The sequence below is a fragment of the Streptomyces sp. NPDC086023 genome (genome assembly GCF_044540325.1).
Classification (GTDB): domain Bacteria; phylum Actinomycetota; class Actinomycetes; order Streptomycetales; family Streptomycetaceae; genus Streptomyces.
In genome coordinates this window covers 271,652-287,490 of record NZ_JBITRX010000001.1, presented here as the reverse complement: position 1 = coordinate 287,490, position 15,839 = coordinate 271,652, and the positions used below count along the sequence as shown (strand labels likewise).

The 15,839-nt window shown below is 73.9% G+C and carries 11 protein-coding genes; 8 read left to right on the top strand and 3 right to left on the bottom strand.

Annotated elements, in window-relative coordinates; translation table 11 throughout:
• The first annotated feature begins 204 nt into the window (after window positions 1-204).
• On the top strand, window positions 205-795 hold the full coding sequence (locus ACIF6F_RS01290) for a winged helix-turn-helix domain-containing protein (RefSeq protein ID WP_399939509.1): 591 nt from the start codon (window positions 205-207) through the stop codon (window positions 793-795).
• Between the two features lie 87 nt (window positions 796-882).
• On the opposite strand, the gene ACIF6F_RS01285 is transcribed toward ACIF6F_RS01290, so the two are convergent.
• Complete coding sequence (locus tag ACIF6F_RS01285; protein WP_399939506.1) at window positions 883-2,319, bottom strand: PepSY-associated TM helix domain-containing protein; 1,437 nt, start codon at window positions 2,317-2,319, stop codon at window positions 883-885.
• A 74-nt stretch (window positions 2,320-2,393) separates the two neighbouring features.
• Entirely contained in the window at window positions 2,394-2,978 is a 585-nt protein-coding gene (locus ACIF6F_RS01280; RefSeq protein ID WP_399939505.1) for a hypothetical protein, read from the bottom strand.
• A 178-nt stretch (window positions 2,979-3,156) separates the two neighbouring features.
• Between ACIF6F_RS01280 and ACIF6F_RS01275 the strand changes: the two genes are divergently transcribed.
• From ACIF6F_RS01275 to ACIF6F_RS01245, 7 genes are all read left to right on the top strand, one after another.
• Window positions 3,157-3,759: a rhomboid-like protein gene (locus tag ACIF6F_RS01275; RefSeq protein WP_399939502.1), complete on the top strand. Its 603-nt coding sequence runs from the start codon at window positions 3,157-3,159 to the stop codon at window positions 3,757-3,759.
• Between the two features lie 56 nt (window positions 3,760-3,815).
• Window positions 3,816-4,610, top strand: a complete 795-nt coding sequence (locus ACIF6F_RS01270) for a tyrosine-protein phosphatase (RefSeq protein ID WP_399939499.1) — start codon at window positions 3,816-3,818, stop codon at window positions 4,608-4,610.
• A 54-nt stretch (window positions 4,611-4,664) separates the two neighbouring features.
• Window positions 4,665-6,623: a hypothetical protein gene (locus tag ACIF6F_RS01265; RefSeq protein WP_399939496.1), complete on the top strand. Its 1,959-nt coding sequence runs from the start codon at window positions 4,665-4,667 to the stop codon at window positions 6,621-6,623.
• Between the two features lie 90 nt (window positions 6,624-6,713).
• A complete protein-coding gene (locus tag ACIF6F_RS01260) occupies window positions 6,714-7,598 on the top strand; it encodes a metal-dependent hydrolase (protein WP_399939494.1) in 885 nt (294 codons plus the stop codon).
• A 1-nt stretch (window position 7,599) separates the two neighbouring features.
• Window positions 7,600-8,646 carry a PDR/VanB family oxidoreductase gene (locus ACIF6F_RS01255; RefSeq protein WP_399939492.1) on the top strand — a complete coding sequence of 349 codons (1,047 nt, stop codon included), beginning with the start codon at window positions 7,600-7,602 and terminating at the stop codon, window positions 8,644-8,646.
• An 83-nt stretch (window positions 8,647-8,729) separates the two neighbouring features.
• Entirely contained in the window at window positions 8,730-9,530 is an 801-nt protein-coding gene (locus ACIF6F_RS01250; protein WP_399939489.1) for a TetR/AcrR family transcriptional regulator, read from the top strand.
• Window positions 9,531-9,537: 7 nt separating this feature from the next.
• Window positions 9,538-10,062, top strand: coding sequence for a GNAT family N-acetyltransferase (locus ACIF6F_RS01245; RefSeq protein ID WP_399939487.1), 525 nt, complete (start codon window positions 9,538-9,540; stop codon window positions 10,060-10,062).
• 116 nt (window positions 10,063-10,178) lie between these two features.
• On the opposite strand, the gene pulA is transcribed toward ACIF6F_RS01245, so the two are convergent.
• On the bottom strand, window positions 10,179-15,533 hold the full coding sequence (gene pulA / locus ACIF6F_RS01240; RefSeq protein ID WP_399939484.1) for a pullulanase-type alpha-1,6-glucosidase: 5,355 nt from the start codon (window positions 15,531-15,533) through the stop codon (window positions 10,179-10,181).
• Window positions 15,534-15,839 lie beyond the last annotated feature (306 nt).

Genomic DNA, 15,839 nt, shown 5'->3' with positions numbered 1-15,839 from the left:
ATGGCCAGCAATTCGCACACCTCGACCGGTCGCAGCGACCTCGAGCCGTTCTGGCCCTCCCGTCAGCATCACGACTTCGACCGGGTGTGTTGCCGCGCGATGAACGCGCCGGCCCTCTAAAGCCTCCTTCAACAGGCCTTCGGTCTGCGCGGTACGACGCACGTCTCCTGCCGACGACTCTCCGCGTGAAAGAGCTGACCACTCATGACCCACACCCGTTCCTTCCCGTCCGCTGCCACCTCCGCTGCGACCGCCACCGCCACGCTCCCCTTCCCTCCCGGCCGGCATCGGCTGCGCGCCGTCGACCGTGACGAGGTGGCGCGCGTGGTCGACCTGCTGCCGCCGGGCGCCACCTGGCTGCCCGCGCCGCAGCACACCGTGCCGGCCCTGCCGGGCCGGCCCCCGATGGTCGGCTACCTGGTCCTCGTACCCGCCGACCAGCAGCCGCCGGTCCCGCTCGCCGCCGTCCCGGCACCGGCCGCGCCCGTCGCCGCCCCGGCCACCGTCACCGGGGACGACCTGGTGCGGATCGACACGGCCCAGCGCACCGCCGAGGTCGACGGCGAGGAACTCGACCTGACGTACCTGGAGTTCGAGCTGCTCGCCCACCTGGTCGCCAACCCGCACCGGGTGCACAGCCGCGACCAGCTGGTCACCACCGTGTGGGGCTACGGCCACGTCGGTGACGGCCGTACGGTCGACGTCCACATCGCCCGTCTCCGCCGCAAGCTGGGCGCGGCGCACCGCGGGGCGATCCAGACGGTCCGGCGCGTGGGGTACAAGTACGCGCCGTGACATGCGGAAGGGGCCCGCACTCCGAGGAGGGAGTGCGGGCCCCTTCGCATGCGGCCCCGTCCTACGGGACCCTTCGCCTGTCCGTGGTTACGCGCCGGCCCGTGCCGCCGCGACCCGGCCCAGCACCACGTCGAGCACCAGGAAGGCCACCAGGCTGATCCCGAGCAGCGGGACGAACCAGCCCACCACGGCGGTGACGGCCACGAGCGGCAGCAGCACCGGCAGCGGCACCTTGCGCCAGGTACCGCGCGCGACCGGCCGGCCGAAGCCCAGCGCCCGGTCCTGCGTCGGGCGGCGCAGCCACCACATCCGGTAGCCCCAGAAGACCAGGAACATCAGGGAGACGCCGAGGGCGGCCAGCGCGAGCTGGTTGACCAGGCCGAAGAGCATGCCCATGTGGACGTCGATGCCCCACCGGGTGAGCTTGGCCAGCAGGGGGTAGTCCGCGAACCGGAGCGTGTCCATGACCCTGCCGTCGGCCGGGTCGACGGCCACCGAGTCGAGGTGCGTCGGGAACTGCTTGTCGCGCTCCTTGACCACGTAGCCGTTGCCCTCGGCGGGCAGGGTGATCTGGAGGGTGCTGTCCACGCCCTGGGCGCGGGCCGCCTCGACCACCTTGTCGATGCCGACGTCAGGACCGCCGGGCTTCGGCGCGGTGGCGCCGCCCATGTGGTGGCCGGCGTGCTCGCCGCCGGCCGCCGCACCGCCGTCGAGGGTGGCGCTCACGCTGGGCGTGGAGCCGCCGAGCTTCGTCTGCAGCTCGTCGATGTTGGCACCCGCGTACGTCGACCAGGTCAGGCCGGTCGCGGAGAGGACCACCAGACCGGTGACGGCCCACAGGCCGACCGAGCCGTGCCAGGAGAGCGTGCGGCGGCGGCCGGTGGCCTTGCGGTTGGGCCGGGTCAGGGGCAGGGCCTTGCGGGCCGCGCGGCGGCGGCCGACCCAGAGCGCGAGGCCGCCGAGCGCGACGACCCACATCCAGGACGCGGCCAGCTCGCTGTAGATCCGGCCGGTCTCGCCGAGCTGGAGGTTCGCGTGGAAGGAGGAGAGCCAGGCGCGCAGCGGGAGCGCGTCGCCCGACGTCTCCAGCGCCCCGCGGACCTGCGCGGTGTACGGGTCGACGAAGACGGTGAGGGTGCGGTCCTCGGCGACCTCCGGGCTGTCCATCAGGACGCGGGTGGTCGCGTCGTCCTCGGGGGCGGGCCAGACCGCGGTCACCTCGCCGTCGGGGTGCGCGGCCTTGGCGGCGGCGACCTGCCGGCTCAGCGGCTGGGCCGTGTCACCGGCGGGGACGGTGAGCTCGTGGGAGTACATGAGCCTCTCGGCCGGGTACGAGAGGGCGTACAGCGTGCCGGTGAGCGCGGCGAGGAAGAGCACGGGCGCGATGAGCACGCCCGCGTAGAAGTGCACGCGGCGGACGAGGGGGCGCAGGGCGCGCCAGGTCGTGGGGTTCTCGCCGTCGGCCGGGGCCTCGGGGGCTTCCGGGACTTCGGCGCGGGGCTGCACGGGATCGTCAATGGCCATGGTGGTCCTAGGTGTTGGCGAAGACATGGGGAACCGGCCCCAGGTCACGCCATCACGCCGGCGCGCCGTCTTCGTCAGGCGCAGGCAGGACGGCCGGGGGCCGTGGTGCTCGGTGCTCGGAAGACGGGCGGCCCGCGCCGGACCAGGGCGTGGGCGTGCACCGCCCCGCGCAGCCGGCGCGGGCGGTGGTGCGGGCGGGGGCGGTGCGCGGGCGGCTCGGGCGCGTGGGCGCGTACGAGGGCCAGGGCGCGCCGGACCGGGGCGGCGGCCAGCAGGGCCACGACCCGGAGGAGGCGGTACAGCGCCGCCTCGCCGCGGGCCAGCCAGGCGGCACAGAGCAGGCCGGCGAGCGCGTGCGCGGCGACCATGCCGATGCCGCTGTGCGCACCCATGCCGGCCATGGCGGCCCCGCCGGCGGCCATGTCCGTCCCCGCGCCCATGTCCATCCCCATGTCCATGTCCATGTGGTGGTGCAGGTGGGCGGCGGGGTGGGGGCGCTCGGTACGGACGAAGAGCAGGTGCAGGGCGCCCTGGACGGCCAGCAGCGAGGCACCGATGGCAATCCCGCCGCGCCGCCGCCGGGCACCGGCCCAGGCGAGCCCCGCGACACCCGCGGAAGCCCCCAGAAGCACCCCGAACGGGATCTCTCCGTCAGACATGGACGAATGCCCCACTGCGGCCAATGCCACGCACACCGCCGCGAACACCGCGGCCCGTACGGCGCGAACCGGCGAGGGCATCTTCGTCATGTCCGGGCCATGCTCGCACCCGTCCCGCACCCTGGACAGACCGGGTACCGGATGTCCGCTACAGGAACCCATGAAGGATCATGGCCGGATGACTCCCTTACTCCTGGCCCCCGTGTACACCGGGGTCGTGCAGGCCGGGGCCCTCGTGCTCGCGCGGGTGGACGGCGGGGTGCGGCGGCGGGTGCAGCTGGGCTGTTCCACCAACGTCGACAACCTTGCCGCCGGGCGCTGGGACACCCTGGTCAGCAGTGCGTTCGTGGTCGAGGAGCCGATGCCCCTCCCCTACGCGCTGCTGCTGCTCGCCGTGCTCGGGTACGCCGAGTACGCGTACGGGGCCTGGTGGGCCGCCGGGGTGTTCGCACTGGGGCACGCGGGTGCCACGGCGCTCGTGTACGGGGCGCTGCGCGCGCGGCGGGCCGGGCCCGAGGTGCGGGGTGCGGTCGACGTGGGGACGAGCTACGGGTTCCACGCGGTGCTGGGCGCACTGACCTCCGTACTGCCGCGGGGACCCGTACGGACCGGTGCGCGGGCGGGGCTGCTGGCCCTGGGGGTGCGGCCGCTGCTGCGGCGGGAGCGCACCTTCACGGACGCCGGGCACCTGGTGGCGCTGGCACTCGGGCTCGGGCTGGCGGTCGCCGGAGACCGCCGACCTCCCGTACGTTCATTGATGAAAGCCCGCATAACGGGATGAAAGCCTCGCCGATCGTGGCGTGTGCCCTGCCCTACGAGTGACCTGGAGCCCCTCCGATGACCGCCATACCGTCCACCACCGTCGCCAACGTCCGCGACCTCGGCGGCACGCCGCTGCCCGGCGGGCGCAGCGTGCGCCCGGGCCTCGTCCTGCGTTCGGGGCAGCTCGACCGGCTGGACCCGGCGGCCGACGCGACGTTCGCCGGCCTGGGCGTGCGCACGGTGCTGGACTTCCGTACGGCCGCCGAGCGCGCCGACCACCCCGACCGGGTGCCGGAGGGCGTCCGGATGCTCGTGGGCGACGTGCTGGCCGACAAGGTGACCTCCGGCGAGATGCCGGCCGCGGCGCAGCTCAAGCACCTGCTGGCCGACCCGGTCGTGGCGGAGCGGGAGCTGGGCGGCGGGCGCGCGGAGCGGCTGTTCGAGCAGACGTATCGTTCCTTCGTCAGCTCCGGCTCGGGCCAGGCCGCGTACCGCACGCTGCTGACGGAGCTGGCGGACCCGGAGGCCGGACCGCTGCTCTTCCACTGCACGGCCGGCAAGGACCGTACGGGCTGGGCGGCGACCGTGATCCTGGCGCTGCTCGGCGCGGACGACGAGACCCTGATGGCCGAGTACCTGTCCGTGAACCCGGCGGTGCGGCAGGCCTTCGCCCCGATGATCGAGGGCTTCACCGCGTCCGGTGGCAACCCCGAGATCGCGCTGGCGCTGATCGGCGTGGTGCCGTCGTACCTGGGGGCGGCGCTGGACGAGGTCGCGACGCGGTACGGGTCGATGGAGAAGTACGTACGGGAGGGCCTGGGCGTCTCCGACGAGGCGGTGGAGGCCATCCGGGCGCGGCTGATCGGCTGACGGGGGCGGCCCTTCCGCCGGTGACCATCCGACGATTCGCTCGTTCTGCTGAACGTGCCCAATCCGGATACCGCCACCCGCCCCGCGTCCCCCGCAGCCGCCGTCGAGGTCGACCTCGACCGGGCCGAGGCCGCCATCGTCGAGCACTACCCGCGGCTGGTGCGCATCGCCTACCTGGTGCTGCCGCCCGGCCTCGGCCGCAACCGCCGGGTCCTCACGGCGCACGCCCTCGCGCAGCGGGCCCTGCCCCGGGCCCGTACCGGGGCGCTGCCCGCGCAGCGCAGGGGGGCGGCCGGCGGCGATCCGGGGTACGCGTACGTCCGGCTGCGGGTGCTGCGGGCCGCGCTGGAGGCCGGGCTGCCGCTGCGCCGGCGGGCCTGGCCCAAGCGGGCGCAGCTGCCGCCGGCCCTGCCCCAGGTGTGGGGGCTGCGGCTGTTCCCGCGTGCCGGGGGCGCGGAGGAGCTGGCGCTGGACCAGTGGCTGGGCACGCTGACCGGTGCCGGGCGCGCGGCCTACGTGCTGCGGGCCATGGAGGGCCTGCCGGAGGCCGAGGTGGCCCGGGTGCTGGCCGCGGCCGGGGTGGCCGATCCGGCGGAGGCGCTCGCGCAGGCCGGTGACGCGGAGTCCGACCCGCTGCTGGGCTCCCCCGAGTTCGACCCCTGCCTGCTCCAGGCCCGGCCCACCGACCTGCTGCGGCGGCGCCGGCACGCCCGTACCGCGCTCGCCGCGGCGGCTGCCGCCCTGGTGGCCGGGACGCTGCTCGCCCTGCCGGGCGGCGGTTGGGGTGCCGACGGCGCGGCGGCCCCGCCGTACGCCCGGAACGCCGCCGCCGAGCAGGCCCTGGACCCGGCGCTGGTGGCGTTCGCCGGGGCGGAGGCCTGGCGGACGTCCTCCCGCAGCGACTTCTCCGTCTGGCCCGCGCGGGGCGGGCGGACCGCCGACCGCGAGCTGCTGCGGCGCGCGCTGGCCGTGTGGGCCCGGCCGGGCGCCGCCGTACGGGTGTCCGCGACGCCGGGAACGCCGACCGGCCCGGCGATGGGTCCCCCGCAGCTGCTGTACGCGGGCGAGGTGGACCAGGCCGTGGTGGTGCTGCTGTACGACGGGCTGCGCATCGTGCGGTACGCCGAGCCGCGCGCCGGGACCGCGGGCGCCGCCCTGGACTTCGCACGGGTCGACGGGGCCTCCGCGGAGACCGCGAACGCCCTGGTGCTGAGCCGGGTGGACGGCAACGTCCGCTACCTGACGGCCCCCTGGGTGCGTTCGGCTGCGGTGCGGGACCTGCTGAAGCCCGCCGCCGAGCCGACGCCGCTGCGGCTGACGGACGGGGTGACCGCGCCCTCCGCCGGCCCGGCGCTGGACCGTTCCTGCGCCTCGTGGAACGCGCTGGCCTTCACCTCGGCCACGGCCGCCGGTGCGGGCTCCGGGGACGGATCGGGGTCGGGCTCCGGCTCCGTCACCCGCCTGGTCACGGACCTGGGCGAGCTGATCCCGGCCCGGCTGACCTCGGGCCCGCCGGAGGCGCCGACGGATGTGGCCGGCGCGACGGAACTGGGTCAGTGGGCCCGTACGGCCTGTCTGCTCCCGGCGGTACGGGCGCACGGCGTCCGGTCGGTCAACTCCTGGGCGTACGCGAAGCAGCAGCTGCCCGAGGGCAACGGCACCGCCGCCTGGCTGTGCACCCGGGCGGACACCTGGCGGGGCACGGCCGACCGGGTGCTGGCGCAGTTCCAGGCGCCGGGCAGCGGCGTCGGGGCGCTGGTGGCGCGCGGCGAGGGGGCGGCCGAGTGCGGCCCGAGGCTGCCGCGAGTGCTGGCGGGTGTGCTGTGGAAGTCGCGGGCCGGGAACTGGTACGTGCTGGCCGCCGGCAGCCGGCAGTTCGCCTCGGTGACCGTCGGCGGGGCGGTGAACCGTACCGTCGTGGGCAACCGGCTCGCCGCGCCGGCCGAGGAGGGCGCGCAGGTGGAGCTGAGCGGACGGCTGGCGGACGGGACGAAGGCCGGGGTGCTGCGGTAGGGCGTGCGGGGCTGCCCGGGAGGCGGCCTTCCGCGACAACTGGCTTGCAGGGGGTATTGCAGAAGCTCTACCCATCAGTACATTGACGCCATGTCTAATACGCAGCCTGCCCCGGTGGCGTCCGAGCACATGGAACTCAAGGCGCGCCAGGTGTCCTTCGACTGGGAGGACACCCCGCTCCACTGGCTCCCCGGCGACCCGTTCTCGACGCACACGATGAACGTGCTGCACCTGCTGCTCCCGGCGGGCGAGCGCTGGTTCGTGCACGTCTACAAGCAGGTGCTGCCGTACATCAGGGACGACCGGCTGCGCGAGGACGTGATCGGCTTCATCGGGCAGGAGGCGATGCACTCCCAGGCCCACGACGACGTACTCCCCCACCTGCGGCGGCTGGGCCTCGACCCGACGCCGTACACCGCCCAGGTGGACTGGCTCTTCGAGAAGCTCCTCGGGGACCGCACGCTGCCGCCGGGCAGGGCGCGGCACTGGTGGCTGATGGAACGGGTCGCGATGATCGCGGCCATCGAGCACTACACGGCCTTCCTCGGCAACTGGGTGCTCAACGCGGACGAACTGGACCGGCGGGGCGCGGACCCGGTCATGCTGGACCTGCTGCGCTGGCACGGCGCGGAGGAGGTGGAGCACCGGTCGGTGGCCTTCGAGCTGTTCATGCACGTGGACGGCGGGTACCGGCGGCGGGTGCGGACCTGGGCCACGGCCTTCGGCGCGCTGGTGTTCCTGTGGCAGCGCGGGGCCCGGTTCTTCATGGAGAACGACCCGACGCTGACGGACGCCAAGGCCTCCTTCGGCCAGTTCTACCGGGCGGGCCGGGCGGGCACGCTCCCCTCCACCCCCGCGATGCTGAAGTCCATACCCCGCTACCTGTCGAAGGCGTACCACCCCTCCCAGGAGGGCTCGACGGCCCAGGCGGCCGCGTACCTGGCCTCGTCGCCCGGCGCGAACGGCGGTGCGTGAGGTGTCCCGTGCCCTGAAGCTGGCCCTCGCGGCCGGCACCGCGCTGGTGGTGAGGCGGGCCCTGCGCACCCGCATCGAGCGGTCCCCGCTGTGGCCGCTGCCGGCCCTGGCGGACCCGGTCTCGGGCTACTCGCCGCGCCGCCCGCTGTACGGGCTGATCACGCGGCGGGACGTGGTCGCCGACGGCGTGGTCCGGATCCGCGTCGAATCCCCGGACCTCCCCTCCTGGGAGCCGGGCGCGCACGTCGACGTACACCTCCCCTCGGGCCTGGTCCGGCAGTACAGCCTCTGCGGGGACCCTGCCGAGCAGGGCGCGTACGAGTTCGCCACCCGGCTGGTCGAAGACGGCCGCGGCGGCTCGCGCGAGGTACACGAGCAGCTCGTGGAGGGCGCCGAACTGGAGCTCCGCGTCCCGCGCAACCGCTTCCCACTGGTCCCGGCCGGCCGGTACGTCTTCATCGCCGGCGGCATCGGCCTCACCCCCGTCCTCCCCATGCTCCGGACGGCATCGGCCTCGGGCACGGACTGGCACCTGCACTACGGGGGCCGCAGCCGCGCCACGATGCCGTTCCTGGCGGACCTGGCCGGGTACGGGGACCGCGTCACGGTCACCCCGGAGGACGAATCGGGCCTCCTGGACCTGGACTTCGTACGCACCCTGCCGCCGGGCACGGCGGTCTACTGCTGCGGCCCGGAACCCCTGATGGACGCGGTGACGGCCCTCGTCCCTCCGGCCGCCACGCTCCACCTGGAACGCTTCGCCCCGACCACGGCCACCGCGGACGCACGCCCCTTCACGGTGGAACTCCACCGCTCGGGCCGCACGATCGAGGTCCCCGCGGACTCGACGGCCCTGGCGGCCATCCGCAGGGAACTCCCGAACACCCCGTACTCCTGCGAGCAGGGCTTCTGCGGCACCTGCCAACACCGCGTCCTCGCGGGCGAGGTCGACCACCGCGACGAACTCCTCACCGACGGGGAACGCGCGGACTCGATGCTCCTCTGCGTCTCCCGCGCCAAGGACGACCACCTGGTCCTGGACCTCTAGCGAGGCCGGGACCGCCCTCTGCCCGCGGGCACCGGGACCGGTGGCTGGGCCGGGTGGGGGGCGGGCTGGGTAGGGTGGTTCGTATGACAACCGGGGTACGGCGCAGGATGGGTGTCGAGGAGCGGCGGCAGCAGCTGATCAGTGTCGCGCTGGAGTTGTTCAGCCACCGGTCGCCCGACGACGTGTCGATCGACGAGATCGCCGCGGCGGCGGGGATTTCGCGCCCGCTCGTCTACCACTACTTCCCCGGGAAGCTGAGCCTGTACGAGGCCGCGCTGCGGCGGGCCGCCGACGAGTTGGCGGGGCGGTTCGAGGAGCCCAGGGAAGGGCCGCTCGGGGCGCGGCTGTTGCGCGTGATGGGCCGGTACTTCGAGTTCGTCGAGGATCACGGGCCGGGTTTCTCCGCGCTGATGCGCGGCGGGCCGGCGGCCGGGTCCAGCCGGACCAACGCGATGATCGACGAGGTGCGTCAGGCCGCCTACGACAACATCCTGGCCCACCTCGGGATCACCGACCCGCCGGCGCGGCTGGAGCTGGTGGTCAGGTCGTGGGTGTCGCTGGCCGAGTCCACCGCCCTGATCTGGCTGGACGGGCGGAAGATCCCCCGGGCCGAGCTGGAGCTGCAGCTGGTGCACGACTTCGCGGCGCTGGCCGCCGTGAGCGCCGCGTACGACGCGGAGATGGCCGGGGTGCTCGTGCGGATCCTGTCGGGCGAGCCCGCGGACGGGCCGTTCGGCGATCTGGTGGGGCGGCTCGTGGCCCTGGTTCCGGCGGAGGTGGTCACGGAGGTGGTGACCGAGGTGGCCCCGGCTGCGGGGATGGGTGCGGAGGCGGGGGCCGCGGTTGCCGCCGAGGCGCCCGGCGCGGTGCCCGCGCCGCGATAATTCCCGCGTGATCATTGACGATGGGATTGTGTTCCGGCGGGCCGAAGAGAAGGACGCGCCGGTCCTCGTGCGGCTGTACGACGGCGCCGCGGCCTGGATGCGCGAGAACGGCATCGAGCAGTGGAAGGCCGGGGAGAAGGACGCCGAGCACTTCCGGCGGAAGATGCGCGAGGGCGAGGTGTGGCTGGCCCGGGACGCCGACGGCGCGGTCTGCGGCGCGTACGAGCTGTGGTGGTCCGACGAGGAGGCCTGGGGCGTGCAGCCGCCGGTCGCGGGCTACGTGCACCGGCTGATGGTCGACCGGGCGACGGCCCCCGCCGGGACCGGGCGGCGCCTGCTGGAGCACGCCGAGGCGCGGATCGCGCGGACCCGGCGCGAGCTGGCCCGGCTGGACTGCCAGTCGACCAACCCGCGGCTGCTGTCCTACTACCGGAGCGCCGGTTACCGGGTGGTCGGCGAGTTCCCCTCCAAGGTCGCCAAGGACGGGCGGGTCTACGGCGTGATCCTGCTGGAGCGGCGGCTGGACGTGTAGGCGGCCGCTGGACGTGTGGGCGTGGCCGGACGTGCAGGGGCCCCCGGACGCGCGCCTGCCGTGCCCGGCCCTCCTCGGGGCCCGGACACGGCAGGCGTTCCTGCGGTGCGCGTGGGTCAGCCGCGCTTGAAGACCGCCACCGTCCGGGCCGGGACGGTGAAGGTGCCCGACGCGTACGCGGCCCCCTTCACCACCGGGTCGGTGCCGGCGGCCTGGACCGGGTGCAGGCGGTACGCGTCCCCGGTGCCGAGGGTCTGCCGCTGCTCGGCGGGCGTGGCGTTGAAGACGACGACCAGGTCGCCCAGCTTCATCGTGACCACGCCCGGGGTCTCGTCCTTGCCGGAGAGCGGGAAGGACAGGGCGGACTGCACCTCGGCGGTCGTGGCCAGCGAGAACGCCGGCTCCGTCGTCCGGACGCGGAGCAGGTCGGCGTACCCGCCCGCCGCCGCGGTGATCTCGGCGCAGCCGGGGGCGGCGCCGGTCAGCAGCGGCTTGGCGTACACCCACTTGGACCGGTTGTCGGCGGCCGGGGGCAGGCCCCGGCCGAAGCCGTTGCCGTCGCGGCAGTCCCAGTGGACCGCGTTGAACCAGTCGCCGCTGTCGTACGAGTTGCGGTCGAGGGACTTGGAGCGGAGCAGGTCCGTGCCGGCCTGGGAGAGCGCCGGGCCCTGCGAGAGTGCGGCCGTGGCCATGGCCAGGACCTGCATGCGGGAGCGGTCGGCCGTGGACGTGCCGGCCGGCAGCTTGTAGGCGAGGGCGTCGTAGAGGGACTCGTTGTCGTGGGCGTCCACGTAGGCGAGGGCGTCGCCGGGGGCCGCCGCGTAGCCGGCCGGCTGGCCGTTGTAGTCCACCTCGGAGCCCTTGACCGTGCGGCCTGCGGTGTCGGTGAAGGAGTAGCCGGCGAGGTTGCCCGACAGACCGACCTTGAGCAGGTCCTGGGCGTGCAGCAGGCGGGCCTTCTGCTGGTCCGGGGTGCCGTTGGCCGGCGATGTGTTCGGGTCGGTGTAGAGGCCCGAGGCGAAGCCCTGGACGCGCGGGTCCTCGTCGAAGGGGCCGCCGCCGCGGACCGCGTCGCGGGCCCGGTCGGAGAAGGTGGCGATGCCGGTGCCGGCCATGTTCTTCTGCGTGGCCTGGACGAAGCGGGCGTCGTCGGCGACCTCGCCGAAGTTCCAGCCCTCGCCGTAGAGAACGATCCTCTTCCCGTCGACCCCGTCCTTGGCGACCGTGAGGGCGTCGAGTGCGGCGCGGACGGCCAGGATGTTGGCCTTCGGGTGGTGGCCCATGAGGTCGAAGCGGAAGCCGTCGACCTTGTACTCCCTGGCCCAGGTGACGATCGAGTCCACGACGAGCTTGCCCATCATGGCGTTCTCGGGCGCGGTGTTGGCGCAGCAGGTGGAGGTGGCGACGGAGCCGTCGGCCAGCAGCCGCTGGTAGTAGCCGGGCACGATCCGGTCGAGGACCGACTTGTCCGACTGCCCGGCGGCGACGGTGTGGTTGTAGACCACGTCCATGACCGTGCGCAGGCCGGCGCCGTTCAGGCCCTGGACCATCCGCCGGAACTCGACGGTGCGCCGGGTGCCTTCGGGGTCGCTCGCGTACGAGCCCTCGGGGACGGTGTAGTGCAGCGGGTCGTAGCCCCAGTTGTACGCGTCCTTCGCGGCGGCCGCGGCGACGCAGGCCTGCTGCTCCTCGGAGTCCGGCGCGTAGACGGACAGGTCGCAGGCGGGTTCGGTGCGGTCGGCCGGCTTCTCGGGGATGGTGCCGATGTCGAAGGCCGGGAGGAGGTGGACGTACGAGGTGCCGGCGGCGGCGAGGCTCCGCAGGTGCTTCATGCCGGCCGAGCCGGTGTCGGTGAAGGCGAGGTACCGGCCGGGGTGGGCGGAGGTGCGGTCGGCGACGGAGAAGTCGCGGACGTGCAGCTCCTGGATCTGGGCGCGCTGGAAGGGCACCGCGGCGGGCTTCTTCAGCCCGGTCCAGCCGGCCGGCTTGAGGGCCGGGTCGGCGAGGTCCACGGCGAGGCTGCGGGCCGAGTCGGTGGTGAGGGCGGCGGAGTAGGGGTCGGTGACCCGGTTGGTGACGAGCTGCTGGACCGAGGGGGCCCAGACGGTGACGGCGTAGCGGTAGGGCTTGCCGCGCCAGTCGGCGCCGCCGGTGGCGGTCCACACGCCGGAGGTGGCGTTCCGCTTCATCGGGACCGTGCGGTCGCCGAGTTCGAGGGCGACGCGCTGGGCGGTCGGGGCCCAGACGGAGAGGCGTACGGAGCCGTCGCGGCCGAAGACGGGGCCGAGGGCGGCACCCTTGGCGGCGGGCGCGTACAGGTCGTCCAGGACGCCGGCGAGCTGCACGCCGGTGGCGGCGAGCACGGCGCCGTTGGCGGCGCGGGCGGCGGCCACGAGCTGGCCGCGCAGCGCCTCGCGGACCCGGTCCCGGTCACGCTCGTCGACGGTGAAGGCGGTGTACTTCGCCAGGTGCGGGAAGACGGCCTTCTGGGCGTCGGTGAGCTGCGTGCGGTTCAGCCGCAGCCAGCTCGCGTTGCCGGTGAGGGCGCCGCCGGAGGCCTTGACCGAGCCGTCGCGGGAGGTCAGGAGCTGGGCGGAGGCGGCGGCCTCGGGCGCGTTCCAGGCCACGGTGTTCCGGTCGATCCAGACGGCGTGGGCCTTGCCGAGGTCCAGGGCGGCGGAGGAGCCGGCCGGCTGCGGGAGGAGGTACTTCTCCTTGCCGCCGAGGAGCCAGACCTCGTGGCCGTTGGCCTTGAGGTCCAGGGACTGGTCGGAGGGCAGGTCCTTCTCGTCGCCCTTGTGGAGGATGTAGCTGAGGCTCGCGGCGCCGGCAACGAGCGGGACCTCGTACACCGCGCCGTACGGGTCGAAGCGGGCCGGCATCAGCGGCTTGGACCACTCGGTCGGGTTCGCGGCGCCGGTCCAGGTGTGCAGGCCCCAGCCGTCGTACTGGCCGTCGGCGCGCTGGTAGTGCAGCACGGCCTTGGCGGTGTCCTGGGCGGGGTACTCGGGCCGCTCGGTGCGGGCGGCCTCCTTGCCCTGCTCCAGCCAGATCTCGCCGGTCTTCGTGACGTCGATGCTGCGGTCGGCGGCGACGTCCTTGTTGCCGTCCTTGTCGATGACCAGGTAGCCGACGGAGGTCGCGCCGGGCTTGAGGCGTACGTACGCGAAGGCGCCGTACGCGTCGCGGCCGGTGAAGCCGTGGCCGGCCGGCCAGGGGGTGGCCTCGCCGTCGGCGATGTCGCCCCAGGCGTAGAGGCGCCAGTCGGTGTAGTCCCCGTCGGGGCGCTTGTAGTGGACGACGGCGTAGTCGCGCTGGGTGGCGGTCGGCACGTCCTTCGGCGGGACCTGTCCGGCGACGGACTCCGCGAGGGCGCTCGCGGTGTGGCCGGCGGTGTCGACGGCCACGGCCTTGTAGCGCAGCGGGGTGCCCTGGGGGGCGGTGACGTGCTGGGTGACCCGGTAGGGGGCGTGGTCCGCGGTGCCGAGGACCCGCCAGGGGCCGTCGCCGGTCTGGGCGGCGAACACCACCCGGTTCAGGCCGCCGCCGGTGACCTGGGCGGACAGCTCGACGGTGCCGGTGGCGCCGGGCGCGGGGGCCTGGAGGGTGACGGAGGGGCCGGGGGCGGGGAGGGCCAGCGGGGTGTCCGCGGCGAGGACCACGGAGCCGAGGGCGGGGACGGTGACGGTGGCCTTGCCGTCGGCGTCGACGCGGGCGGCGTCCCGGGTGCCGTACAGGGCGGTGAGGTCCGTGCCCGGCGCGCTGTCGACCGGGACCGTCACGGTCTTCGGCTCGCCGGCGTTGTTGACGGCGACCAGGTACTCGGCGCGGGAGTAGGCGTCGGTACGGGTGAAGGCGTAGAGCGAGTCCTTCGCGAGGCGCTCCGTCTGGACGCCGTTGCGCAGCGCCGGGTGGGCCTTGGTCAGCTTCGAGAGCGCGGCGATCTGCCGGTAGAGCGGGTGCTGCGGGTCGTAGGCGTCGCTCGCGTGGGTGCGGTCGGTGCCGAGCTGGTCGTCGTCCAGGTAGTCGGCGGTCTTCGAGGCGAAGAGCGACTGGCGGGCGTCCTTGTCGCCGCCGGCGCCGGTGTAGCCCTGCTCGTCGCCGTAGTAGACGACGGGGTTGCCGCGGTTGAGGAACATCAGCTCGTTGGCGAGCCGGTAGCGGTCCAGCAGCTCCCGCTCGCCCTTGCCGGCGTTGTCCTGCCGGAGGAAGGTGCCGAAGCGGCCCATGTCGTGGTTGCCGAGGAAGGTGACCTGCTCGTAGGCGTTGGCCCGGTCGCTGGTGTAGCGGTGGTCGTCCGCGAGGACCGAGGCCAGCCGGCCGGCGGGGGCGCCCTGGGAGGCGTACGCGCGGATCGCTTCCTGGAGCGGGAAGTCGAGGGTGGCGTCGAGCCGGCCGCGGGTCACGTACGGCGAGGTGACGGCGGTGTCGGCGGAGTAGACCTCGCCGAACATGAAGAAGTCGGGCCGGCCGCGCTGTGCGGCGTACCGGTCGAGGGCGGTGGCCCACTGGGTCCAGAACTCGGTGTTGACGTGCTTGACCGTGTCGATGCGGAAGCCGTCGATGGCGAAGTCCGCGACCCACTTCTCGTAGATCTTCTGCATGCCGCTGACGACCTCGGGGCGCTCGGTCCACAGGTCGTCGAGGCCGAAGAAGTCGCCCTGGTCGGAGGATTCGCCGGCGAAGGTGGAGTCGCCCCGGTTGTGGTACATCGTGGGGTCGTTGAGCCAGGCGGGGACCTTGAGGTCCTTCTTGGCCTCGGGGACGACCGGGGTGCGCGGGAAGGACTTCGCGGAGACCGCGGGGAACTTCCTCTTCCCGTCGGCGTAGTCGGAGTCGTCGAAGGGGACGCCGTCCTTGGTCAGGTACGGGAAGGCGCCCTTGGAGAGGTAGTTGTAGGACTTCTCCTGGTAGTCGACGACGTCGGCGGTGTGGTTGGCGATGACGTCGAAGAAGACCTTCATGCCCTTGCGGTGGGCGGTGTCGATCAGTTTCGTGAGGTCGGCGTTGGTGCCGAAGTGCGGGTCGACCTGCGTGAAGTCGGTGATCCAGTAGCCGTGGTAGCCGGCCGACGCGTCCTTGCCGGTGCCCTGCACCGGCTGGTTCTTGAAGATCGGCGCGAGCCAGATCGCGGTGGTGCCGAGGCCCTTGATGTAGTCGAGCCGCTGGGTCAGGCCCTTGAGGTCACCGCCCTGGTAGAAGCCCTTGTCCTCGGGGTCGAGGCCGGTCTCCAGGCGGGTGCCGGTGAGGCCGCCCCGGTCGTTGGCCGGGTCGCCGTTGGCGAAGCGGTCGGGCAGGACGAAGTAGAACTGCTCGCGGGTCAGGTCGTGCCGGGTCGGCTGCTTGGCGAGACTCGCGTCCGAGGGCGGTGCCGGCGGCGTGGCCGCGGCGGCCGGGAGGGCGGGCGCGAGGGTCGCTGCCAGGGCGGCGGCGGCCGTCACGGCCGCCGCGCGCAGGGCTGGGCGTATCAAGGGAGGATCTCCTTGAAGCGGGGACAGGGGCCGTGCGGGGTGGAGCGTGCTGCCGGGTACGGAGTCCCGGTGCTGCCCGGGTACGCGCTCCCGGTGCCGCTCCACCGGCTGGTGCGGTCGGTACGGGTGAGGGCCGCCCGGCGGTGGCGGGAACTGGATGGTGCCGGGCGGCCCTGGTCTGAGGGGGTCAGGGGGTGTTGCGAAAGTCCTGTGTGGTGCCCGCGGTGTCCGGTGCGTGCTCTCGGCGTGCCGGACGAAGACCCTCGTACTGGGCGTACTCGGGGCTTTGGCCGGTGCGGCGAGAGT